This is a genomic window from Sedimentibacter sp. LTW-03 (assembly GCF_052059825.1).
Classification (GTDB): Bacteria; Bacillota; Clostridia; order Tissierellales; family Sedimentibacteraceae; genus Sedimentibacter.
The window spans coordinates 2935333-2960094 of the sequence record NZ_CP197180.1; the positions used below are offsets into that span (position 1 = coordinate 2935333).

Consider the following 24762-nt stretch of genomic DNA (forward strand, 5'->3'; position numbering starts at 1 on the left):
ATAAGAAAGTCGTTTAATTTGAACAGGAGGAAGAAATGAATATAAATGATTATACTTACAATGAACCTCAGCCGTTTGGTGAATTGTCAATAATAGCTATGAAGGGCTGCGAAGAAATTGCAGCTAAAATAGACTATTACCTAAAGGAATGGAGACAGGATAAAAATGGTGTTATATATTCAGAGGACTCTGTTCCCGTAAGAACATACCTGTTAGATGCTGTGTGCCCAAGATTTGGATCAGGTGAGGCGAAGGGTGTTCTTAATGAAACTGTAAGAGGACATGATGTATTTATAATATCTGATGTATTTAATTATGGAACAACATTCAAAATGTACGGTATGGATGTTCCAATGAGCCCGGATGATCACTATCAGGACTTAAAAAGAATTATAGCAGCCATGAATGGTAAAGAAAAAAGAATAACTGTTATAATGCCGATGCTTTATGAGGGAAGACAGCATAAGAGAGCCACGAGAGAATCACTGGACTGTGCGTTGGCATTGCAGGAACTCACATCCATGGGCGTTGAAAATATCATTTCTTTCGATATTCATGATCCGAGAGTGCAAAATGCTATTCCTCTGCATGGATTTGAGGACTTTCATCCTCATTATCAGATGATAAAAGCATTTGTAAGATCTGTTCCAGACGTGGCAATAGACAGAAATCACATGATGATTATTTCACCTGATGAGGGAGGAATGGCAAGGTGCATATACTATTCTTCCGTTATGGAACTTGATCTGGGAATGTTTTACAAGAGAAGAGATTATTCTGTTATAGTAAATGGAAAGAACCCTGTCGTAAGCCATGAATTCTTAGGGGATAATGTAGAAGGCAAGGATGTTATTGTTGTTGACGATATGATTGCATCTGGAGATTCAATGATTGATGTTGCCAAGAAGCTGAAAGAAAGAAAAGCAAAAAATGTATACGTGTTTGCTTCATTCGGATTATTTACAGAAGGTTTAGCCAAATTTGACAAGGCATACAATGATGGAACAATAACGAAAATATTTACTACAAACATGATTTACAGAAAGCCTGAACTTTTGGATAAACCATGGTATACGGAAGTTGACATGTCAAAATATATAGCCAATATTATTGATACCCTAAACTATGACGGGTCATTAAGCGAATTATTGGATCCTGTTCAGAAAATTAAAAAACTGCTTAAAAAATAAATTAGTCATTCACGTGCAGGATATGAAATTTAGAGGAATTCTGAGAATTATCCTGCACGGCTGAATGATTTTTTAATTTTCTCTTAAAATTACCGCTTTTAAGCAAAATAAATTGAAATTAATGTGGTTATATGGTATAATCTTTATCATTATAACTTATTGAGATATTTTGCATAATTTTTTAAATTGTTTTGCAAAATATAGCTAAAGAAGAAAATTTCAGGAGGATAAAAATGGGTTTCAGAATGGATATTGGAATCGACCTTGGAACTGCCAGTGTATTAGTGTATATTAAGGGCAAAGGAATAGTAATAAATGAGCCTTCTGTTGTTGCAATTGATATAAATACCAATAAAATACTTGAGGTTGGAGAGGAAGCCAGAAAAATGCTCGGACGTACTCCGGGCAATATTGTTGCCATAAGACCGCTAAGGGACGGTGTTATATCAGATTTTGACATAACAGAAAAAATGCTGAAATACTTTATAAAAAAGGCGGTTGGAAGCTCAATTATAAAACCGAGAGTTATAATATGCGTTCCCAGCGGAGTGACTGAAGTCGAAAAAAGAGCGGTGCTTGATGCAAGCATGAATGCAGGCTCTAAAAAGACATATCTTATAGAAGAACCTGTAGCAGCAGCAATAGGAGCAGGTCTTGATATAACAAAGCCGTCAGGACACATGATTATAGATATGGGAGGCGGTACAACAGATATAGCTGTTATATCGCTAGGAGGAATTGTCGTAAGCAGATCGATAAAAATTGCTGGCGACAAGTGTGATGATGCTATTGTAAGATATGTGAGAAAAAAATACAATGTAATGATTGGATTGAGAAGCGCTGAGGATATTAAAATAAATATAGGGACTGCTTTTCCGGAAGAAGAAGAGAAGTTCATGGAGGTAAGAGGAAGGAATCTTGTCACAGGACTTCCTGTTAATCTGACAATTTCTTCGGCTGATATGCTAGAAGCATTGGAAGAAACTATAACATCTATTGCTGATGCCGTACATTCAGTTCTTGAAAAGACTCCTCCTGAACTGGCGGCAGATATAAGTGAGAAAGGAATAGTTATGACCGGTGGCGGATGTCTTATACACGGCTTGGATAAACTGATTGCCAAAAGAACGGGCTTGGATGTAGCAATTGCCGAAGATGCAGTTTCATGTGTCGCAAAAGGCACGGGACAGTCCCTTGAACATATGGACGCATTGAAGGATTCATTAATAACAGACAATATAAAAACCAATTACGGGGCATCATAAGCGCAAATTAATATTAAGATTCTGGCAATTTTCAGTTGTCAGAGTCTTATTATCTTTAAACGATGAGTTTGAATAGTTAATGTTATAGAGGTTAAATATGAAAATAAAAAAAGCAGTTATACCGGCAGCAGGGCTTGGAACAAGATTTCTGCCTGCAACTAAAGCAATACCGAAGGAAATGCTGCCTATAGTAGATAAACCTACAATTCAGTACATAGTTGAAGAAGTAATTGCTTCCGGAATAGAGGATTTGTTAATAATCACCGGAAGAAATAAGGGATCTATAGAAGAACACTTCGATAGAGCTGTAGAGCTTGAATCCAATTTGGAAAAAACAAATAAAGAAGAACTTCTGGAGCAGGTCCGCAGCATTTCAAAAATGATAAACATACACACGGTCAGACAAAAAAATCCTCTTGGATTAGGCCATGCTATTTATTGTGCAAAGTCTTTTGTGGGGGATGAGCCGTTTGCCGTATTGCTCGGCGATGATGTTGTGGATGCGCAAAAACCGTGTTTAAAGCAAATGATGGAAGCATTTGAACAATATAATTCTACAATTTTAGGCGTACAGCCGGTAGAGTGGGAAAATGTTAGCAAGTATGGAATAGTTTCAGGGAACAAGGTGAATGAAAGAGTATATTCGGTTAAGGATTTAGTGGAAAAACCGAATCGCGATAATGCTCCAACAAATATTGCTATATTAGGGAGATATATTATTACTCCTAAAATATTTGATATTCTGGAGAATACTAAAAAGGGAGTAGGCGGCGAAATACAGCTTACGGATGGATTAAAGACATTGTGCAACATAGAAGACGTTTATGCATATATGTTTGAAGGCAGGCGCTATGATGTTGGAAGCAAGATTGGATTTCTTGAAGCCACAGTAGATTTTGCACTTAAAAGAGAGGATTTGGGAAAAGAATTTAAGGCTTATTTAAATAAGCTGAATATAAGGGGGTAACTATGTTCAGAGAAAAATATGATATGTGGCTTGAAAGCCCATATATTGATGATTCCTTGAAAAAAGAGCTTATAAACATTGAAAAAGATGATTCTGAAATAATGGATAGGTTTTTTAAGGAACTGGAATTCGGTACCGGAGGCATGAGGGGGAAAATAGGTGCCGGTTCAAATCGTATAAATATCGTTACAGTTGCAAGAGCAACTCAGGGCATATCGAATTACATGAAAGAGAAATATGGTGATGATACAATAAGCGTTGCCATAGCATATGACTCCAGAAATATGTCAAAGGAGTTTGCCGAGAAAACAGCAAGTGTTTTTGCAGCAAATGATATAGACGTATTTTTATTTGAAAGTCTGCGACCGACACCGGAGCTTTCTTTTGCAGTAAGACACTTTAAATGTAAAGGTGGAGTTGTAATTACTGCCAGCCATAATCCTCCCGAATACAACGGATACAAGCTTTACGACCGATTTGGAGGGCAGGTCGTTGAGGACGCAGATGCAATAATTGAAAGAATTAACAAGGTAATGCTTAAAGATATAAAATATATCGAACCTGAAGGAAATGAGAAAATTCATATTATCGGTGAAGATATTGATACAATATATATAAATAAAGTGAAAAGTCTAAGTCTCAACAATGATGTTGACAAGGATATAAAAATTGTCTATACACCTCTTCACGGAACAGGCAATAAACTTGTCAGGAGAACACTTAGTGAGCTTGGATATAATAATGTCGCTATTGTAAAAGAACAGGAGCTGCCGGATCCTCAGTTTTCTACAGTTAAGTCTCCAAATCCGGAAGATATAAAGTCATTTGAATTGGCAATAAAAAAAGCAGAGGAAACAGGAGCGGACATTATAATAGGAACTGATCCCGACTGTGACAGGGTGGGCCTTGTTGTAAAAGATGATGAAGGCAAAATGACAGCGTTGAACGGTAATCAGACCGGGGTGCTGCTTTTGAATTATTTACTTTCGTCATTGAGCGAGCAGAGACGCATTCCTGAAAATGCGGCGGTCGTTAAAACAATTGTTACAAGCGAGATAGGAAGAGACATTGCATCCAAGTATAATGCTGTTACATTTGACACATTGACAGGATTTAAATATATAGCAGAATTAATGCAGGATTTTCAGGACTCTGAGAAATACAGATTTTTATTTGGCTATGAAGAAAGCTATGGATATTTGGCGGGAACCTTTGTAAGAGATAAAGATGCGGTAATAGCATCTATGCTCATTTGTGAAATGGCTGCATATTATAAGAAAAAAGGGAAAACACTAGTAAATATTCTTAATGACATATACAATGAACACGGATTTTATATGGAAGAAACTGTTTCATTGAGTTTTACAGGAGCTTCCGGACTTTCCAAAATGAAATCAATAATGGATAATTTTAGAGAAAATAAACTTAGTTCTCTGGCAGGTAAAAATATACCGTATGTGTATGATTACAAATTGGGAACAGTCTTAAATTTTTTGGACGGAAAGACAGAAAAATTAAATTATCCAAAATCTGATGTGTTGAAATTTTCATTTGAAGATGGCTCATGGTTAGTTCTGAGACCATCTGGAACAGAGCCTAAACTAAAAGCATATTTTTCAGTTAAGGGGGAAAGCAGAAAACAATCTGCAGAAACATTGGATAAGGTAAAAAATGAAGTGTTAAACTTAATTGACCGTATACAAGTCAACAGTTAACGGTTGAAATCTGGAATGGGAGGCTGTAGATATGAAAATATTGAAAACCAAAACCCTCAAAATCTTAATGTTGATATTTATCTTTGTGTTTGCTTTTAACTATGTTGTATTTGCAAATTACAATCCTCCACGTGAGGAAATAGAAAAAATGATTAATGAAGTAGCTCTAAAACGAGGAGTGCCTTCAGTAATATTGAAATCAATAGCCAGGGTGGAATCCGTATACGAACATTTTAATCGTGACGGCAGTCCTAAAATAAGCGGAAGCAGTATAGGCCTTATGCAGGTCAGCAACAGAAATGGAGGCTATGATTCTTATAAGCTGAAATATGACATTATGTACAATATTGAAGCTGGAGCAGATGTGCTTCTTAATAAGTGGAGTATGAGCTCATATCAAAGTGTATCATGCGTAGGGAACATGGACCCCAATATACTTGAAAATTGGTACTTTGCTCTTTGGGCATATAACGGATGGGCACAAAGCAACAATCCTAACATGCTGTCCTCATATGCAAAAAAATACACATATCAGCAGTTGATTTACGATATAGCTGAAAAAGAATACGGACAGAAAATTAATAATATTGATTTTTCCTACCTGCCTCAGACAGGGAAGCCGAGCAGGTCATTAGTTGTTCCAACGCCTTCATATACCAATAGCGCAAATATTGTTTTGTATGAGGTAGGAGATTATGTAAGAACTGACGGAGTAAGGTCAAAATATCAGCTTAGGGATGTTCCGGCAGGAAAATACATTTATGAGCTGAAAGAAAATCAGCTTGGCACGATAACCGAAGGCCCGATTTTGAAAAATGGCTACTATTGGTATAAGGTATATATCGATGAAAACAGAGAAGGCTGGATTGAAAGAAACTGGTTATTGAGAACAGGAGATATTGAGCATGGAGGATATGTATTCAATGATATATCTTTCCATTGGGCAAGAAAGATTATTATGGAACTTTTCCATAAAGGGGTAATCAACGAGGCAGAATCCTTTAACCCTGATAATATAGCAACTAAAGAAGAGTTTTTAGTTTTTCTGAGCAAGGTAATTGATGATAAAGAAGAATACTTACCGGAATATAAATATACAGATGATAACAAAGAAGAAAATGATACAGGACAGCTTACCGGAAAAGACACAGACAACGAAAATAATAAAGAACAAATTGCCGGAAAAAACACAGATAATGAAAATGATAGTGATGAAATGATTTCAATTGAAGAAAATGCTTTGCCATTTGCAGATGCCGGTGAAATTCACACATGGGCTGAGGGTTATATCAAGCACGTAAATGAACTGGGTTTGCTGAAAGAGTATGAAAGTGAGCTGAATCCTATGGACCAATTAACCAGAAAGGAAGCAGCTAAGCTGATAAGAAACATATTTAACGAAAATGAAGAATTTAAGGATCTTGATATACATAGCATTTTTTCTGATTTAGGAGGTTTAAACCAGAAAGAAATTGAAGATGTCAAAACTGCTTATATTAATGGTATAATGGCAGGCAAATACTCAAACAATTTTTGCCCAGAAGAGTATTTGACTAGAGCCGAAACTGCGGCAGTAATGTTAAAGATTATTGAGAAGCTTGAAGATGCAAATAATTAGCAAAATATTGAGGAGGGATCAGTACCCTCCTGTTTTTTTGCTTTTGATTTATGGTTCTGCTGTAGTTTCAGTGTTGTAATGCAGGGTTCTTTCGGGAACATTGTGAAACCGTATATCATAAATTCTTTCACTTTCCTGTGTATCCTTATTATAAATTACTGAAGATCGGCTTCTGTTTAACAGTTTTGCGATTTTATAAACATCAATCCAAATTTCTGCCAAGGCTTCTTTTTGAGACTCATCAAATACCAGCTGCATTCCAAAATGAAGATGGGGTGTATTAATGTTATTTACATTTTCTTTTCGGCTGTAACCGGTCATGCCTAAGTAGCCGATTACATCTCCGGCATATACAATATCTCCTTCTTTTAAAGTTTTAACATAAGGATGATCTTTTCGCAAATGAGCATAATAGTAATATCTCATATTGTCAAGACTTCGAATTCCTATTCTCCATCCTCCGTACTGATTCCAGCCTAAAGCTTCAATTCTTCCGGTTTCCACAGCTACAATAGGCGTTCCTACTGAACCGACAAGGTCATTACCAAGATGAACTCTTCTGAAGCCATAACTTCTTGAGTTTCCAAAATCATCATAGTGGCTGTAACCGTATCCTGCTGCAATGGGAGAAAAAACTTTGAGACCGTATTTTTTTACCCATACTTTTTTGGAAGGGTCATTTTCATCCTTAACTTGTATTTCACAAGGTCCTACGAAATTTCCTAGCACTGCAGAATATGCCTCAAAATAATAACCATAGTGCTTTAGGTCTTTTGTTAGTTCTTCGATACTGGTGCCATTTTTTAATTTGTTAATTAGAACATCCATATCTTTTGACTTATACCTTGCAAAATCTCCTCCATACCTGGTGCCGAGGTAAGCAAGCAATTCAACCCAATTAAGTTTAACATCTTCGTCTACGCTTGCTATATCAGCTTTTAAGGCCTTATCCATTGCATTATAGGACACTCTAAAATCCACCCACTTTATAAAATCTTTATTGCTGTCTGCCGTAACTACATTAGCATTATTGGCAAAAAAAGATAAATAAAGCCCTATTATTAATATAAATGCTGAAAAAATTAATAACACTTTAAATTTAAGTCTAATAATCATAATATCCTTCTAATAAGTTTTATTTATATGACATAATTCCTACATAATAAATTTATATGATTTAACTTTGCTATGTATGATACATTAATTTTTACACTGATCAAAGGTATACTTTATTGTAACCTGCTTCGATTTTTAAAACCGATTTCAACATAATTTGTATTTGTAAAAATTAAAATAATATGATAGTATAAATTGATTCAAGTGCAGGTACATAAAGGGAGGACAAGTTGAAATTAAAATTTTGTTCATTATACAGCGGAAGCAGCGGGAACTGCCAATATATAAAAACAGATAATGCGACAATTCTAGTAGATGCAGGTTTAAGCGGAAAAAAGATACAACAGGAAATTGTTAATATAGGGGAAGACCCGAAAAAGGTTGATGCTATATTTATTACCCATGAGCACGTGGATCACATTAAAGGTGCAGGAATTATGTCTAGAAGACTGAATGTACCTATTTATGCCAATCAAGAAACTTGGGATGCAATGAAGTCGTGCCTGGGAGAAATAAAACCTGAAAATATTAAAATTCTTGAAAGACAAACTGAAATAAAAGATTTAGTTATAACACCGTTTGATATATCTCATGATGCTGCTCATCCAGTGGGATATAATATATTTCATGGTAATAAAAAAATAAGCCTTGTGACAGATACGGGATGCATAAATGATATAATAGTCAGCAGTATAACAGACTCAGATTTACTGCTTGTTGAATCAAACCATGATGAAGATATGGTTCTTATAGGTCCGTACCCATGGCCTCTCAAAAGGAGAGTGTTAGGAGAATTTGGTCATATGTCCAATGATACAGCCGGCGATTTAATTACAAAAGTTGTAAAAAGAGGAACGGAAATAATCCTTTTGGGACACTTGAGTAAGGAAAACAATTTTCCTCAGTTGGCGTATAAAACTGTGGAAAATATACTAAAGGAAAATTCAATAGAAGTAAATCCGGGAATATGTTTAGATATGACATACAGGGACAGATCAAGTAGAATTTATGAAATTTAGGAGAAAAAATGGAAGAAAAAGCAATTATATATGCATGTAGTATTCATGTGGACATGGCGATTGATGATGCCGTAAACGAGTCGGAAGCTGCTCCTGAGGTCCTAAAGGTTCAATCCGAAAAATGCAGCTATTGTAATGAAGAAGCTGAGTATCAAATAAAATTGTAAACTAATAAAAAAATATATTTTTGTAAAAAATGCTTGTATTGGAATAACCATAGTGCTATAATATATAAGCTATCCTTGCTCTTGGGAAAACAAGAGCCGAAGTCCAAAGGGAGGTGACTCAGATGAGAAAATACGAAGCAGCTTTAATCTTACTTTCTAATTTAGAAGAAGATGTAAGAAATGCAGAAATCGAAAAAGTAAAAAACATAATAACTGAAAGACAGGGAACAATTGAAAAGGTTAATGAGTGGGGTCAGAGAAGACTTGCTTATGAAATCGACAAAAAAAGAGAAGGTTACTATGTATTTATTGAATTTACTGCAGGCGCAGATGCTGTTGATGAAATAGACAGAATTTGTAAAATCAGCGAAAACGTAATTAGACAAATGATTACTGTAGAAGAATAATAAAAAAGAGGGAAGAATATGAATAGTGTTGTATTAATAGGAAGACTGGCAAGAGATCCCGAGCTGAGATTCGTACCTTCATCAGGTATGGCTATTGCTAAATTTACTTTGGCAGTAGACAAAGAAATGTCACGAGAAAAGAAACAAGAAGCGACATCTCAAGGAAAACAGACAGCGGATTTTATAGGTATAACTGTTTTTGGAAAACAAGCAGAAAACTGCGCTAACTACCTTGCAAAAGGTCGCATGTGTGCAGTCCACGGAAGAATTTCCACAGGAAGCTATACTACACAGACAGGCGAAAAAAGATATACAACCGATGTTATAGCAGATAGAGTAGAGTTTATTGGTGGAAGAGATCAATCATCACCACAGCAGGGAAAACCGGTACAGCCAGATAGCAGCTTTTTCGGTGACTTTCCAGATGAAGACAATGATATTTTCCAGCCGGTAGATGACGAAGATATCCCATTCTAAAAAACCGATATTTAGGGAAGGAGGAACATAAAGTGAGTTCAAGACAAGGAAACGATAGAAGCGAAAGAAATTACTCAAAAAGAAGACCTCGTAAAAAAGTTTGTCAATTCTGCCAAGAAAAGACTACACATATAGATTATAAGGATCTTGCTAAATTGAAAAAGTATACAACTGAAAGAGGCAAGATATTACCGAGAAGAATTACAGGTGCTTGCGCTAAGCATCAAAGAATGGTTACAAGAGCAATAAAAAGAGCAAGAACTATTGCATTGTTACCATATGTAGCAGAATAAGAATAATTTAACATAAAAAAACGGCTTAGGCCGTTTTTTTAGTGGCATTCTCCACAGCATCCTCCGCATCCTCCAGATGAAGGCTGTACTACAGGTTTAAGACCGACGCCATTTCCACCATTTTCTTCACTTGAAACTATTATAAAACCACCGTATTCTTCATTGAGAGATTTTTCAACAATAAATGAAACTTCGTGTATTTTTTCAACATCATCATTATCAGTGGCTTCATCTACATATACGTTAAAAATAGGCCCGCTGCATCCTACTCTATCCAGTCCTATCCTTATATTATAGGATTCAACATTTGCATCATCTAAAAGAGCTTTAAACTCTTTATAAGCTTGTTCATTTATAAATATCATTATAACAATCCTTTCTACATACTTTTAATATAATAATAACATATTGCAAAATTATTGTATATAAAAAGTTAATGTTACAATATGTGACTGTAACATTAACCTATAGCTCGCAACTATTTCATACTTACTATTTCTATATCAGTAAAATAGTGTTTTAATATTTCTCTGTAATCATAGCCTTTGTCGGCCATTCCTTCAGCTCCCCATTGGCTCATTCCAACTCCATGGCCGTAGCCGGTTGTAATTATTTCAAGTTCATTGCCGGATTGTATGAAGCTGAAATTTGTTGAGTTTAAATTAAAAAGAGATCTCATTTCCCTCCCGGTGACCTCAGTATTATCTATGTATATAGATTTTATTTTTCCGCCTTCGCTTATCTCTCCCAATTTAATCTTGTCGTTAAGGTTATCGCGCGAAAGATTTAAATTTCCATATATAGAGTTTAATTTGTTTATGAATTCATCCACAGATATTTTAATAGAATCATGAAGTTTTGGAGCTTCGGATTCATATGGACTTTCAACACTTCTTAGGTATGGAACTGCTGTTGAGAATACATCCTCAGAATTTTCAGTCCTTCCTCCGCTTGTTGAATGAAAAAGCGGTTCAATTATTTTCCCTTCGTAAGTTAATATTTTTCCTTCTGTAGATTCAACGGCTTCTTCAATTTTCCCCCAATATTGTTCATACCAGCCTTCTTCGTGAGATGCAATAAGATTCTCTTTAGACGTCCATACCTGGCAATGAGTGCCGGTGCATACTGGTGCACCCGGGTGATCAGGATGCCCATTAGGATATTTTTTTAATCTATACAGCAAATACGTTCTTGCCGTAACTCCTTGAGCTTTTAGCGCTTCAATATTAAATTCTGCAGGCATTTCAGAAGCAACAACACCTTTAATATACTCCTCAAAATCTATTACCATAATCTCCTGTGTCTTTAAGTTGTATACTTTAATCAGCTCAGGTTCTTTAATATTTACTTCTTTAAATTCTTCCTGATTATCATTGCTTGTTACCTCTTCATATGTGCTTGATTGCTCATTATCTACAATTTCTGCTGCACTTGGCATATTCATTTTTTGTTCTAGAAATGCAAGGCTCAAGTTGGGTATGGTCAACAGCAGTATAAATATAATAAGAGCATAAATCAGACGGTTTAACATTAAACTAACCCCCTTTATCATAAGTTTTACTATTATTTTATGAACAATCAAAAAAAATAGAACATTTTTGTATTAAATAAAAAAAATGGGACACACTATCCTCAGATAATAAAGAAGCATAAAAACAGGAGGATTAAATGAAAAAAAATAGATTTAAAAATGCAAAGATGAAAATGAAAAATTTCTTTATTAGGCTGAAACATAAGGATACAAGTTTCTTTATAATTGCTCTTTGTATTGTTCTCTTAGCAACTGCAATAGTTTGGAGATATACATCAAGTCCTGATCCTGACGGAAACAATATGGCAGGGAATAGTTCAGATAGCGAAAATATAGGAGCTAACGTTGACCCTTACAAGGACAAAGTTGAAGAAATAATAGAGGACTATGAAAATGCACAAAAAGACAATGATGAGGAAAAAGACCAGCCGGGAAATGAAAGCATAGATTTAAAAATGATGAAAACTCCATTGGCAGGGGAAGTATACAGGGAATTTTCAATGGAGGATTTAGTTTATTATGAATCTATAGGAGAATGGAGAGTACATAAGGGCGTTGACATAAAGCCCAAAGATACATTGCTAATTGAATCGGCATTTGCAGGAACGGTAGAATCTGTAAACACATCTGACCTGACAGGAACAGAAATTGTTATAGACCACGGAAACAATATTAAAACATTATATAACAATTTAGTATCAGCAAGTGTTAAGACTGGAGAACAAGTGCAACAGGGTCAGACCATAGGAAATGTAGGGAAAACAGCAAGCATTGAGGCAGCTGACGGAGCACATCTTCACTTTGAAATAATTGTTGATGGAAAAAATGTTAACCCAATGGACTATATTAATTAGTGTATAAAGGTTCTAATAGGACAAAGAAATGCATAAAAATTAAAATAAGACGGTATAATGCCAAAGGGGGTTAAACATGAAAGATTACATAGAACGCAGAGCCATGGAAATCGCGGAATATATTATAAGTACTGAATCCACTGTAAGGCAGACGGCAAAGAGATTTGGCGTCAGCAAAAGCACAGTCCATAAGGACGTTACAGAACGACTTCCCAAACTGAACCCTCCAGCTGCGAGCGAAGTAAAGAAGGTTTTGCTTAAGAACAAGTCCGAAAGACATATTCGGGGAGGTAAAGCTACTCGCTTAAAATATAAAGAAGCACATGACCATGAAAAAGTAAGCAATATGTAATTAACCACTTGATGAGAGGCACTGACTGAAATAGGTTGGTGTCTTTTTAATTTTTTTTTCAAATTGTAATAGCGTTTAAATATGGGGTGCAAAAATGTCACAAAAGAGTGTTGGGACATTTTTGGGACAAAATAATTATTTATGCCTTGAAATTATGTCCCATTAATATGTCCTAATCTTATTATCAATGAAATCCTGAAGCTGATTAACAGAATCCTTTTCCACTTTCTCTATTGAATGCAAATAGGTTTCTGAAACAGTTTCAATTGTGTCTCCAAGTCTTTTGGCTACAACTACAATGTTAACACCCGAATTGATCATCATAGTGGCCTGCAGATGCCTTAAATCATGAAAAGTAATATTATGAAACTCTATTCCTCTGGCCATTTTTAGAAATCTTCTGTAAATAGCATTACGGTCATAAATTAATTGTGTCTTCGGGTTAATAAAAAGAAATTGTTTATCTGGGTTAATATTTAGTATCTTTAACTTGTTTATATATAGCTCTAGGATTTCGCTAACAGCATCAGGCATATATACTTTTCTGATAGAGTTATCAGTTTTTGTTTTGGCTATTTCATGATTTACTTTACCATTCGTATAATGGGAAACATATTGTTTATTCACATCAATATAATTATTCTTTAGATCAATATCTGCAATGGTTAAACCTAATATTTTTCCTTGTCTCAATCCACAATATAAGGCAATAGAAAATATAACATTAAACATCTCAGGTTCGCTTTCTATAGCTTCTATAAGTTTTGGATATAAAGATTTTACAGCTAAAAGCATTATTCTATAATTGGCATAATTAAGAATGGCTTAATTGTTTAATAATATTTTCAATTCTATCCATCAAATCATAAAATGTCATTATATCAATTACATTTTTATGCTGTAGCTTAATAATTTCTAAATCAAATAATTGTTCTTCTGACAAACCTTTACTTCTTCCCATCAGTAGCATACCTTGTGGTCCTGCAATACGTATTTTAATTCCTGTTGGAAGCTCTGATTGTAGACTTCTTTGAAATTTTTGTTCTATCGATTTGCCGTCATGATTTAAACAATGTACATATTTTTCAATTTGTACAATAGCCCCTGAAAAATCTCTATCAGCTACATAATTATTTCTGTACTCAGTTTTTGTCATCAACCGCTGATTGTTAGGTTTTTTAATCTCCAAAACATCTACAAATCCACCAGAATCGATTAGGAGAAAATCAGGTTTTTTTCTATGCCGGCCATCATCACCTACAAACTGCTCACGTTTGGATAATATATATTTTGGATAAATCATGCGAACTATCTCACAAACCGTTTCTTGCCAATGCTGTTCACTATAAGCATCAGCTCTTTTAAGCATCTCTTGCATAATTTCATATGCACTCTGAAATAAGCTGAGTTGGAGCGAAGGAATCAGTAATCCTGGTCATGCATATACCGTATCAAGAGGCAAAACAGGAATGATAGGGGTTTATCGTTTAGAAACACAGGTTCTGCCAGGCAATGGATAATTTAAATGCAAAGGACTTGGTTTAGATAGATAAGCAAAAGAGGCTATTAATACGGCATTTAATTACCTAAAAGCTAATGGCTGCTCAATCAGCAACTCTATCAGTACCACAACAAAGGATTACATAATCAATTATCAGGATTTAAATGGAATCGGGATTATTAAATACTTAACACTTCCTACATTAATTGCGATTGCGTCAGCTGCATTAAATAAACCGACTTTAAGTAGTATAGCTGTTTTAGGCGATATCAGCATCAATGGAACTATTTTAAAATTAGAGGAATTAGACAGTGTGTTGCAAGTATGTCTGGATAGTGGAGCAAAGAAGGTATTAATTCCTATTACATCTGCATAAGAGATGGGAACAGTGCCGGCAGATTTAATGGGTGCTTTTAGTATTATATTTTATTCAACACCACAGGAGGCGATATTTAAAGCATTAGACGTGGAGTGGGGAGAGACAAATAACAGGATATAACAAGACTCTTATATGACTCTTATTAAAGCCAGTGCTTTTACTTTTCGTATGTGACAATGCTATTATGAACAAAAAGATCACTATATGGGTGATAGTATGTATAATAGGGATAATAATCTTTAAATCGATAGATTATATAGACATAATATGTAAAATATGGTATATTTAGAGCAAATTACGTTTGGAGGTGTTTGTATGGGCTCTTCAGTTAGAAAGACTTCTGATAAAATAAAAAAATTATTGAAGGATACAATCGACGTAAATCCATCAATAGAGTGCAAGGAAGTAATTCCTCAAATTGCATTGGAAACCCTACGTTCCAAAAAAACTAAAGGGTATTTTGCAGACAAAGATTTTGCAGTACTTGCTGGAGGCGGTTTTGCGTGCTTTAAAAAAGCCAAAGAAATAGGTATTGATAAGTTTTTACAAGAGTATAATATACAATATGAGAAACTGACGGTCATTGAGGTTCAGAAAATCATAGAATCCATCTTAGATAATATTGTAGATGAAGATGGAGAAATAGATTCAGTATTAATTTTAGCTGCTTTTAAAAGTGCTATGACAAGTATGATTTTGAATAAATTCGAAGACCCTGCAGAATTTTTGAATGTATTTTGCGAGAAATTTATTAGTATGATAATCAGAGAAGATGCAAATGAAGCCCTAATTAGCATGTTTAAAGACACCTCAGCAGAAATTTTAAATAATAATATTGAGAAATTTTCAAAAAATTATGTAAAAAAGAACTTTTCTGAAATAATAATAAAATGTAATAGTGGAGATATTCAGATAAATGAATTGATACAAAAATTACAAGATGTATTAAAAGAGTAAGGAGTAATAAACATGATTATTGCTCATGCTAAAAATGGTGATATTGAACTGAGGTGTAATCAGTTAATCCCAAACGAGTCATATATATTAACGGATAAATCTATTGCTATAGATTTGTTAAACATATTTTTAGAGATTTATGTGGCTGATATATCTATAAAAAGGGTATCGGATAGTCCTAGAAATATACAGATTAATACATATGTTGATGCTAAAAATCATAGTCTGTGGAAAGAAAATCTTGAATTAATAGAAAGATTAGCTAATTTTGTTACAGAAGGTGATGGAGACAGGTGGCAATTAAATATAGAGCCAGTAGAGTATGAAATTGGATCTCAGCAACTGACTTTTATTAATACTCAGGCTGATAATATATCCTTATTATCAGGAGGTTTAGATTCATTTTGCGGGGCTTATCACAATGAAATTGAAAACAGGAATACTTTATATTGTGGATATAAAACTAGTAATGTAGATACATCAGCTATAAATTGTGTATATAGTTTCTTGAAAAAAAGAATTGGTATTGCCGGAATGCGAACTTATTCGAAAGTTGAGAAAAATAAAGTCACATATACACAAAGAACAAGATCATTGCTCTTTTTCTCATTAGCAATTATGACTGCTATAAAAGAAAATATTGACATTGTTAATATTAATGAAAACGGAATTATGACTTTAAATCCTTCTTTTCAGTCCCGTGGAACCACTAAAACGACACATCCTAAAACCATTCATTTATATCAGACTATAATGGATAATGTAGGAATTAAGGTTCAATTAAATCATCCATTTTTATTTACAACAAAAGGTGAAATGGTAAATTCATTAAGCATTGATTATAAAAAAAATATTATTAACACGCGTTCTTGCAGCAGATCAATGCAAGACAAACGATACGATGTAAGTACAAAGGTATCATGTGGTACTTGTGTACCATGTTTATTAAGAAAAATTTCTATGTCAGCATATGATTTAGAAGAATTTGATAATGAATATGAGATACCATATGTAGGAGATATGAATGATGATGAATATAGATCCTCATTAAATTATTATACAACATTTTATCAATATATTAATTCTGACCAAATATTTTCAGAATTAGATATAAAACGTAAATATTATCATGAAACAGATTATTATGAAAGGACATATAAAATGTTGAATAAATTTTCATCAGAATTTGAGGTATTTGCTAGAAAGTATATAAGGTGACAATAATGATAGATGCGCATATCCATATTGATTTTTATGACAAACCGACAAAAATAATTAAAGAAATTATGAGTGAAGATATTTCAGCTATTTTTGTCACCCATTTACCAGAATTGTATGAAAAACAGAAATTAATGATGAAAATCATACCACAAATATTTTTAGCAGTTGGTTTCCATCCTATTTTGATTAATGAATATGAGTTTAATAAAGATTTGTTTGTTAATGCCATAAAAGAAACAAAATTTGTTGGTGAGGTAGGTTTGGATTATTCTATAGCTAAGACAGAAAAAAGTCAAGTCAAACAAAAGAAAATTTTTGAACAGATTTGTAAATCTGTGAATAAGCATATTTTATCAGTGCACAGCAGACAGGCTGAAATAGATGTGTTAACTCTTTTATTAAAGTATAAGGTGGAAAATGCGATTTTCCATTGGTATACGGGACCCAAGGAACTGATTCCAGATATAGTGGGGGCAGGATATTATTTTTCTTTAAACCAAGCGATGCTTAGGACAAACAAAGGAAGAGGAATTTTAAAAGAGATACCATTAAATAGAATTTTAATTGAAACAGATGGACCGTTTTCAAAGTACGAAGGTAGTATTGTTGAGCCATTATGCCTAAAAGAAATATATTCAGCATTTGGAGAGTTCTATAATGTAGGTGATATGGAGGATTTAGTGTTTCAGAACATGTCTTCATTGATTGAATAAAGACTTGTTATTAAATTATATGGAGATTTTGTAATGTGAAACCTGAGGTAATTATAATATTTGTCTAAAGGTAAGTTTTATATTTTTCAGTCAAATGTAACATTATTACTTGCAATGTAACATTTGATGTGTTATATTTAAAATAAAAGTGTTACATTGGGAGACGATACTATGTTATATAAAGTCAATGAGTATTTAAAAGAAAATATTGATGAAAATGTAACTATAAATACTTGGAATGACGAAAATAAGTTACCGCTATTTCTATTAGAAATATACGATTTTTATGATCTTAATATACTTGGGAATCAATGTATTTTAATAAAGTTTATTAATGATGTTCCTAAAATAAATGATATAAAAAAACACATGAAAACTCTTAAAGCGATTAGTAATGATAATTTGGTTTTCTTGTATAACAATATTTCTCCATATAGAAGAAAAGCGTTAATTCAAAATCGCATTCCATTTATAGTTGAAAATGGACAAATGTATCTTCCGTTTTTAGGATTGGATTTAAAGAAGATGATTGATAAAAACTCAAAATCTATTGAAAAATTTTCTTCTACTGCCCAACTTGTATTTTTATATTTTTTATATAATAAGGATTTGACTTTAAACACAACTGAATTGGCTAAAAAATTAAACACAACAGCAATGACAGCATCGAGGGCTTTAAATGACTTATACTCGTTAGGAATATTAAAGTATGATATAGGCGGAAAAACAGGAAAAAGCAAAAATTATAAAAGAATTGCTGATACAAAATATTTTGACATCGGAAACAAATATTTAAAAAATCCAGTTAATAAAGTTGTTTATATGGATCAGTCAGCTTATAATATAGCATATGATTTTCCAATTGCTGGATTAGAGGCGTTGTCAATGAATTCTATGATTAATCCGTCAGCAAGATCTATTAGAGCTATATCAAAACAAAAATTATATGACTTAATGGATTATATTGAAAAGGATATATATAAGATTAAGGACATGAATTTAATGGAACTACAGATTTGGGATTACGATCCAATGATATTTGCTAAAAATAATGTGGTTGATTTAGCTTCATTAGCAGCATCATTTAGTGGAACTTCTGATGAAAGAATTGAGCAAGCAATAGAAGAAAGTTTGAAGGGTGAATTATGGTACAAGGGTTAGATAAATTTAAAGAGTATTTTGGCGATTATGAAGGACAATATGTATTTATAGGCGGAACAGCTTGTGATGTTTTATTGGATGATATAGGTGCTTCTTTTAGAGCAACTAAGGATTTGGATATGGTTCTATTGATTGAGGCATTAGATGAAACCTTTGGTATTGCATTCTGGAAATTTATCGAGGATGGAGGATATCAACATAAACAGAAAAGTACAGATAAAGATCAATTCTATAGATTTTCAAAACCCATACGTACTGATTTCCCAGCAATGATAGAACTATTTAGTAGAAAGTCAGAAAGAATGAAACTACACTTTGATTCTTTGCTTACTCCAATACATATAAGTGATAATATTACTAGCTTATCAGCTATTTTACTTAATGATGCATATTATGAACTATTGGTACAAGGAAAGACAGTTATTGATGGCGTATCAGTTTTATCAATTGAATATATTCTGCTATTTAAAATGAAAGCGTGGATGGATCTTTTTGAGAGAAAGAAAAACGGTGAGTACATAGACTCAAAGGATGTAACTAAGCATAAGAATGATATTTTTAGATTATTGATATATATTTCACCTTCTGTTGAAGTCAAAATAAATGATGAGGTTCAAGAAGATTTGATTAAATTTATGGATATGATTTTAAAAGAAAAAGTTGATTTGAAAAATCTTGGTATTAGTAATGTAAGTTTTAATGAATTGATAAACAGAATAAAAAATATATATTATCATGATACAGTGGAAGAAACTATATAAAACGGTGTTAGTAAATTAGGTGCATTTTTAAAACAATGAGATAACGTAACAATGAAGTATGAGATTAAAAGAAAAATAATTGAGTTGTAATAGGTAAAGGTCAAGGGCATGGTGTCAAAATCATGTTCTTTTTTGTTAAAATGGTGTAATAGTATTATGTTCTATTAGAGTTAAGACGGGTTGTAATACGTCTCATAATTGCTTTTAATAGTTATATGGGACGGTTAAATTGTAATTTTTATTATGCCAATGAAGTATACTTTATTGACATATATTAATATTACTTTTTAAAAAGACAAAATGTATAAAATGTTTGTAAATGGTAATGACAAATCATTAAATGACTTTTCAATAGCTTTTCTGACTAATATATATATGATTTAAACTATTAATATATTTTTCATAAATCAACATTTATATAAAAACATATGGAATTTTTTGTAATAATAAGTTATGATTGTTTTAATAAGCCAAAAATAATTTTGTTATACATTTGTAGTTAATCGGTTGTATGAATGATATAAATTACTTGATAGTTAGGGTTTTGACAATAAAGGAAAGATTAGGAGAACAGGAGGTATGGAATATGGAGATTAGTCAATATGAATTTGAACGTATTGTACATGAGGTTGCAAAAGAACGCTTTTGGGATGTTGAAATTATTGGAACGGATGTTTATCTGACATATCACACGCACAAGCATACTTATAGGAGGTATTTTGATTATAATAATCGTGTTGAAATCACTGGAAATTGTATAACAGATATGGGAATCCAACCTAATGATGTAACACCGCGTATTTTTGCTAGTATGGTTGGAAGCAGAGTTGAAAAATTTCTCAATGAATAAAGGCTGAGGCAACTTAAAACTTGTTTATTTGCGACAATATTAAAAGGTTCTGAGTATGATGTTATACTCATAGGTGCTAAGGATATTAAGGACTTGTTATTAAACCTAGGTTTAAATACGAACGAAGAACATAAAATAGTCTATGTTAGAATGAGCAGAGCTGAAAGAAATTTTTTTATACATATTAATGAGCTTACAGTGATTAGAAAAAAGAAATGTTAGAGAAATATGAATGCTAAAATACCCAAAGATTGTAGTGTTATACCAGAGATATTTGAAAATGTAATGTTTTTATTATGGCAATGGAGGAAGATTATGAATAACTTAGTACAAGCAGTAATGAATTTTAAAAATAAAGAACTAAAGAGTTACGAAAAAAAGTATAAGATTTGTGAGAAAGAAAGATTAAAATTCATTCAGCTCTTTCCTAAAAATCAGATTATAAATATGGAACTCGATGATTATGTAGTTGGAAAAGGCAAAGAGTCTTTCTGTTATTGGCTTGAAACCAAATTAAGTGAGCTCGGAAGTATTAAAGGTGGGTCTACAGCGGATAAGAAATTTGGATTATATTATAACAAAGTGGAACAAGCTTATAAAACAATTCAAAAATGGGATGAGACTTTAAATGTCGAGGGTGCTTTTGATAACATTAAAGTGTCAATTAATGAGTTATTAAAAGCCGGGGAAATAGTTGACGTAGAATCTATATCCAAAAACTCTCTATCCCCTATGTTTAAGAGCAAAATTTTAGCTACATATTACCCAGAAAAATATCTTAATGTATTTGCTCCTGAGCATGTAGATTATTTCATTCACAAGCTAAATCTTCCAACAAGTGAAAATAGTACTGAGGACAAACGTCAGTTGTTAATAGAATTTAAAAACGAACATAAACTCTTCAAAGATTTTAATAACTATATATTTATGACGTTTCTCTATAATTGGAGCAATCCAAAGTTTAAGGAAATTCGGATATTACCTATGAGTGCAAAATATGAATTCCCTAATATGACCTATCAGGAAATACAAAAGAAGTTCTTTTTAAATGAGTTGGCTAATAAAAAACATGGTGAATATCTTTTTAGGACTTCTGGGATGGCTGCATCAAAAGGTACGTTAGTCCTATTTCAAATTGATAACCAAATAATAGCAAGTGCAAACTTGATACAAGTTAAAAAATTCAAAGAGCCAATACAAGGCATCTATATGGGTGCATATTATTTTAATGTCAACACAATTAAAGTATTTGAACCAATTAGTGCAAAAGAACTCTCTGAAATAGATGAAAATTTCACTGCATTTTCCCAATCAAAGCAAAAGATCGATAGTTCAAAACAGGATCTAGTTATATCATTAATCAATTCTAAAGAGCAAGTGAGAATACCTGAAGAAGTTATTGAATCTGAATCAGGTAAATATGTTGAAGGATGTAAAAAGCAAATTGTTGTAAACGCATATGAACGCAACTCAAAAGCAAGAGAAGAATGTATTAAAATACACGGAATAAAATGTAAAATTTGTGGCTTGGATTTTGGAGAATTCTACGGTCAGGCTTTTGAAGGTAAAATTCATGTTCATCATATCAAACCATTAAACGAAATAGATGATGAGTATGAGGTAGACCCAGAAAAAGATTTGATACCGGTTTGTCCCAATTGCCATATGATTTTGCATTCAAAGGTTGGTGGAACCTATACTGTTAAAGAGGTAAAACAGTTTATTATGCATGGAATTTAGATGGATGCTACAAAATGTGGAGAAAGAACAGCCTAGTTATAAGGACGTGCGAAAAACACAGTGGTTTTCTATATGATTGCGAGAGTATATGGCAGATAAAAGAGATGATTTTTAATTACTACGGTGCATGACGACATGTTTTATAGAATTTTAACAGATTTTTATGTGGAATTTTGTGGAAGATTGCTGTATAATGATTTATTATATAGTGCCATTGTTTGGTTTTAAGTAAATCTTTTAATTATATGCAGAAACGCAGGAGGAAGTTATGAATAAGAATAAATTGTATAAATTTTCACTCGAAATAAAGCAATTATTAAATAATCAAAACACATCAGAGGCTGAACGAAAAATAAAAGAAGCTGACTTGACCCAAGAAGAATTAGATTTTCTATTTATGTGTTTACACTCGGATGGCTATGACCCTAAAACAGATAGATTTCTTCTCTTTGAATCGGACAACTCAGCTTTTTTACAGTTGGTGAATTTGGTTCAAAGTAGGATTAAGGATAAAAAGTAGGTGACTTGATGGATATGGCGATGGTGATATTAACTTCACTTACGGTAATTGTTAGCGTTATAGCTCTGACAGTAAGCTATAACGCTGCTCAAAAAGGAAACGCTTTAGCTGGCACCGCAAATGATTTGACCAAAATGGCTAATGAAATGCAAAAAGGTCAAGTCGAAATGCAAATACGAGAGATGATTTCATCTGCAAGAAGCCGTTATCAAGATAAAGTAATACAGGCGATAGGTAACGAAGATGACCAAGTATACGCTGCACTGATTGCATCTGCACACGAAGATGTACTCAATGCTTATGATGAAGCTTGCGCGAAATATATTGATGAAAAAGTTGATAAGAAACGATTCAAAAAACTATATCATGACGAAATCAGACAGTTAGTAAATAACTCAGCAAATATAGAAAAATACCGTGAACCGCATACAAAATTTCACGCAACCAACAAAGTATATACCGAGTGGAATAACCTTGAGAATTGATTCTCGAAATAAATATCTAAGAAGTATATCTCGATACCTAGATCTTAGCGATTTTGACGAAATAATGATAATTCAATAAACACACTAACCCTAGTTGGATATGCAGGATGCTTTAAGATTAATCCATTTGATGAGAACAATCTTGATTTCTATAATAAATTGAAACAAATTGATATTGATAAATTATTAATAGATACGACAAAAATTTATATTAAATCTAAATAGTCGAGTGGTTGTGAAATTCTAATTGATGCTGGATAGAATAGTACAAAAAAATGAATTAAAGACAAAAGAAGAATATAAGGAATTTAGATTATTGTATTTAGAAGATGTTTCAAAGGTTGAGAAGATTATATAAATAGAATTATAATAACGATAAAGGGCAAAAAGTTTTATTTTTGAATATAGTAATACATATAAGGGTGGTGAGAGATAAATGAGTTATTGTTCTGAAAATAAGTTGCCACTTTCAACTTCAATTAAAAGACTCTTTGAGGTCATTGAATTGCTTGGTTTTCAGAAAGCAAGAGATTCTCTAAAAATAGATAATCAAATAGGGAGTTATATATGGCTTGGAAGCGACGACTGCATTACATTCGTAGAACTTGAGCTATTTGTGTTTAGAGAGGCTGATTGTATTTCTGTTCAGACACGTACAAGAGCAGGGCGTAGTTATTGGGACTTGAGTTGGCAGAATAAAACTATCAGCCTTTTAAAAAGCTTGTTTGGGGGATCATTTATAACAGATGAAGGTACAAATAGATATATTAAGGTTGATGTATTAGAACCATCAAAAGTTGCCTGTTCATTATATGTAGATAGATGGAAATTTAATAATGCAATGATTAAACCTAAAATATATCTTGAATCACGGAAATTGACTGGAGACATTGCTCGCGAGAAATCTAGTGGACTTGCTTGGTTAGATGATATAAATCCAAGAATACTTTCGGATAATATGATTGTTCCGTACTTAATTGGATGTTGGGAATCTTATTTTCGAAATTCATATATTTCTATACTGAAATATTCAGACTGTATATCAGAAAAAGCACTGAAAAATTGCAGAATTTCATCAACAGACTATTTAAAGGTTATTAAACATGAGGCTTGTTTGGAAAGATTACTTGTAGATAGTCTTTCGTTTCAAAGACCAAATGTTATTGCAGAAAACTTTCGTATGATTAATCCGAATATTGATATAAGTGCATGGTTAAGAAAGCCGTATAATAGAAGGAAAAAAACATTATTTGATTCAATTATAGAAATAGTAGATATTAGGGACGAAATCGTTCATACGGGAAATATGAATTTAAGCATATTGGATGACCAGATTTTCAAAATAATAAAAGATTTAACGATAGCGGTAGATCGTTCTTATCAAGGCTTTGGAAAAGTCTTTGGTTTTGAACCAAAGTATGATTATTAAATTATCGAAAACCATATGTAGTATGAATTTAGAAAATTACTTAATTATGCTTTAATATCTTAAGTAATTCTTAT

27 protein-coding genes and 1 pseudogene are annotated in these 24762 nt (G+C 32.8%); 23 read left to right on the forward strand and 5 right to left on the reverse strand.

The genetic code is table 11. The features are described from left to right. The first annotated feature begins 35 nt into the window (after positions 1 to 35). The 5 genes from ACS3UD_RS14340 (at position 36) to ACS3UD_RS14360 (ending at position 6755) form a co-directional block, all read left to right on the forward strand. The gene (locus ACS3UD_RS14340; protein ID WP_308138960.1) at positions 36 to 1190 is read left to right on the forward strand and encodes a ribose-phosphate pyrophosphokinase; all 1155 of its coding nucleotides are present in this window, start codon (positions 36 to 38) and stop codon (positions 1188 to 1190) included. A gap of 233 nt (positions 1191 to 1423) precedes the next feature. Beyond that, positions 1424 to 2455, forward strand: coding sequence for a rod shape-determining protein (locus ACS3UD_RS14345; RefSeq protein ID WP_213925943.1), 1032 nt, complete (start codon positions 1424 to 1426; stop codon positions 2453 to 2455). Between the two features lie 97 nt (positions 2456 to 2552). After that, positions 2553 to 3422, forward strand: coding sequence for a UTP--glucose-1-phosphate uridylyltransferase GalU (gene galU / locus ACS3UD_RS14350; RefSeq protein WP_308138959.1), 870 nt, complete (start codon positions 2553 to 2555; stop codon positions 3420 to 3422). A gap of 2 nt (positions 3423 to 3424) precedes the next feature. Next, positions 3425 to 5137: a phospho-sugar mutase gene (locus tag ACS3UD_RS14355; protein WP_308138958.1), complete on the forward strand. Its 1713-nt coding sequence runs from the start codon at positions 3425 to 3427 to the stop codon at positions 5135 to 5137. Between the two features lie 31 nt (positions 5138 to 5168). Next, positions 5169 to 6755, forward strand: coding sequence for an S-layer homology domain-containing protein (locus tag ACS3UD_RS14360; protein WP_308138957.1), 1587 nt, complete (start codon positions 5169 to 5171; stop codon positions 6753 to 6755). Between the two features lie 48 nt (positions 6756 to 6803). On the opposite strand, the gene ACS3UD_RS14365 is transcribed toward ACS3UD_RS14360, so the two are convergent. Continuing rightward, positions 6804 to 7871 carry a M23 family metallopeptidase gene (locus tag ACS3UD_RS14365; RefSeq protein WP_308138956.1) on the reverse strand — a complete coding sequence of 356 codons (1068 nt, stop codon included), beginning with the start codon at positions 7869 to 7871 and terminating at the stop codon, positions 6804 to 6806. Positions 7872 to 8101: 230 nt separating this feature from the next. On the opposite strand from ACS3UD_RS14365, the gene ACS3UD_RS14370 reads away from it, so the two are divergent. The 5 genes from ACS3UD_RS14370 to rpsR all read left to right on the forward strand — a co-directional run bounded on the left by ACS3UD_RS14370 (position 8102) and on the right by rpsR (position 10234). After that, complete coding sequence (locus ACS3UD_RS14370; protein ID WP_308138955.1) at positions 8102 to 8890, forward strand: MBL fold metallo-hydrolase; 789 nt, start codon at positions 8102 to 8104, stop codon at positions 8888 to 8890. Positions 8891 to 8898: 8 nt separating this feature from the next. Then, a complete protein-coding gene (locus ACS3UD_RS14375; protein WP_308138954.1) occupies positions 8899 to 9057 on the forward strand; it encodes a CxxH/CxxC protein in 159 nt (52 codons plus the stop codon). 122 nt (positions 9058 to 9179) lie between these two features. Then, positions 9180 to 9464 (forward strand): 30S ribosomal protein S6, encoded by a 285-nt coding sequence (gene rpsF, locus ACS3UD_RS14380; RefSeq protein ID WP_308138953.1) that lies wholly within the window; start codon positions 9180 to 9182, stop codon positions 9462 to 9464. Between the two features lie 18 nt (positions 9465 to 9482). Next, positions 9483 to 9941 (forward strand): single-stranded DNA-binding protein, encoded by a 459-nt coding sequence (locus ACS3UD_RS14385; protein WP_308138952.1) that lies wholly within the window; start codon positions 9483 to 9485, stop codon positions 9939 to 9941. A gap of 32 nt (positions 9942 to 9973) precedes the next feature. Next, a complete protein-coding gene (gene rpsR, locus ACS3UD_RS14390) occupies positions 9974 to 10234 on the forward strand; it encodes a 30S ribosomal protein S18 (protein ID WP_213925934.1) in 261 nt (86 codons plus the stop codon). A 38-nt stretch (positions 10235 to 10272) separates the two neighbouring features. Here rpsR and ACS3UD_RS14395 read toward each other — a convergent pair whose 3' ends face one another. Continuing rightward, entirely contained in the window at positions 10273 to 10599 is a 327-nt protein-coding gene (locus tag ACS3UD_RS14395; protein WP_308138951.1) for a HesB-like protein, read from the reverse strand. A gap of 113 nt (positions 10600 to 10712) precedes the next feature. Further along, positions 10713 to 11765: a stage II sporulation protein D gene (gene spoIID, locus ACS3UD_RS14400; RefSeq protein WP_308138950.1), complete on the reverse strand. Its 1053-nt coding sequence runs from the start codon at positions 11763 to 11765 to the stop codon at positions 10713 to 10715. 137 nt (positions 11766 to 11902) lie between these two features. Between spoIID and ACS3UD_RS14405 the strand changes: the two genes are divergently transcribed. Further along, entirely contained in the window at positions 11903 to 12619 is a 717-nt protein-coding gene (locus tag ACS3UD_RS14405) for a M23 family metallopeptidase (protein WP_308138949.1), read from the forward strand. A gap of 76 nt (positions 12620 to 12695) precedes the next feature. Beyond that, on the forward strand, positions 12696 to 12971 hold the full coding sequence (spoIIID, locus tag ACS3UD_RS14410) for a sporulation transcriptional regulator SpoIIID (protein WP_213925930.1): 276 nt from the start codon (positions 12696 to 12698) through the stop codon (positions 12969 to 12971). A gap of 162 nt (positions 12972 to 13133) precedes the next feature. Here the strand turns inward: spoIIID and ACS3UD_RS14415 are convergent, their stop codons facing one another. Next, positions 13134 to 13766 carry a site-specific integrase gene (locus ACS3UD_RS14415; protein ID WP_308138948.1) on the reverse strand — a complete coding sequence of 211 codons (633 nt, stop codon included), beginning with the start codon at positions 13764 to 13766 and terminating at the stop codon, positions 13134 to 13136. 19 nt (positions 13767 to 13785) lie between these two features. Further along, a complete protein-coding gene (locus ACS3UD_RS14420; RefSeq protein ID WP_440977685.1) occupies positions 13786 to 14349 on the reverse strand; it encodes a Shedu immune nuclease family protein in 564 nt (187 codons plus the stop codon). 37 nt (positions 14350 to 14386) lie between these two features. Here ACS3UD_RS14420 and ACS3UD_RS14425 point away from each other — a divergent pair. The 11 genes and pseudogenes from ACS3UD_RS14425 to ACS3UD_RS14475 form a co-directional block, all read left to right on the forward strand. Further along, a pseudogene (locus tag ACS3UD_RS14425) lies at positions 14387 to 14971 on the forward strand (S16 family serine protease); the annotation flags it as partial. A gap of 195 nt (positions 14972 to 15166) precedes the next feature. Beyond that, positions 15167 to 15808, forward strand: a complete 642-nt coding sequence (locus ACS3UD_RS14430) for a hypothetical protein (protein ID WP_440977686.1) — start codon at positions 15167 to 15169, stop codon at positions 15806 to 15808. Between the two features lie 12 nt (positions 15809 to 15820). After that, the gene (locus tag ACS3UD_RS14435) at positions 15821 to 17026 is read left to right on the forward strand and encodes a hypothetical protein (RefSeq protein WP_308138945.1); all 1206 of its coding nucleotides are present in this window, start codon (positions 15821 to 15823) and stop codon (positions 17024 to 17026) included. Between the two features lie 5 nt (positions 17027 to 17031). After that, positions 17032 to 17742 carry a TatD family hydrolase gene (locus ACS3UD_RS14440; protein ID WP_308138944.1) on the forward strand — a complete coding sequence of 237 codons (711 nt, stop codon included), beginning with the start codon at positions 17032 to 17034 and terminating at the stop codon, positions 17740 to 17742. A gap of 171 nt (positions 17743 to 17913) precedes the next feature. After that, complete coding sequence (locus tag ACS3UD_RS14445; RefSeq protein WP_308138943.1) at positions 17914 to 18903, forward strand: helix-turn-helix domain-containing protein; 990 nt, start codon at positions 17914 to 17916, stop codon at positions 18901 to 18903. Continuing rightward, complete coding sequence (locus ACS3UD_RS14450; RefSeq protein ID WP_308138942.1) at positions 18888 to 19664, forward strand: hypothetical protein; 777 nt, start codon at positions 18888 to 18890, stop codon at positions 19662 to 19664. Before ACS3UD_RS14445 ends, ACS3UD_RS14450 begins: the two co-directional genes overlap by 16 nt. A 586-nt stretch (positions 19665 to 20250) precedes the next feature. Further along, entirely contained in the window at positions 20251 to 20514 is a 264-nt protein-coding gene (locus ACS3UD_RS14455) for a hypothetical protein (RefSeq protein ID WP_308138941.1), read from the forward strand. 315 nt (positions 20515 to 20829) lie between these two features. Then, the gene (locus ACS3UD_RS14460; protein WP_308138940.1) at positions 20830 to 22254 is read left to right on the forward strand and encodes an HNH endonuclease; all 1425 of its coding nucleotides are present in this window, start codon (positions 20830 to 20832) and stop codon (positions 22252 to 22254) included. 268 nt (positions 22255 to 22522) lie between these two features. Further along, the gene (locus ACS3UD_RS14465) at positions 22523 to 22774 is read left to right on the forward strand and encodes a hypothetical protein (protein ID WP_308138939.1); all 252 of its coding nucleotides are present in this window, start codon (positions 22523 to 22525) and stop codon (positions 22772 to 22774) included. A gap of 8 nt (positions 22775 to 22782) precedes the next feature. Beyond that, positions 22783 to 23259, forward strand: a complete 477-nt coding sequence (locus ACS3UD_RS14470) for a hypothetical protein (RefSeq protein WP_308138938.1) — start codon at positions 22783 to 22785, stop codon at positions 23257 to 23259. A gap of 436 nt (positions 23260 to 23695) precedes the next feature. Then, positions 23696 to 24688, forward strand: coding sequence for a hypothetical protein (locus tag ACS3UD_RS14475; RefSeq protein WP_440977687.1), 993 nt, complete (start codon positions 23696 to 23698; stop codon positions 24686 to 24688). Positions 24689 to 24762 lie beyond the last annotated feature (74 nt).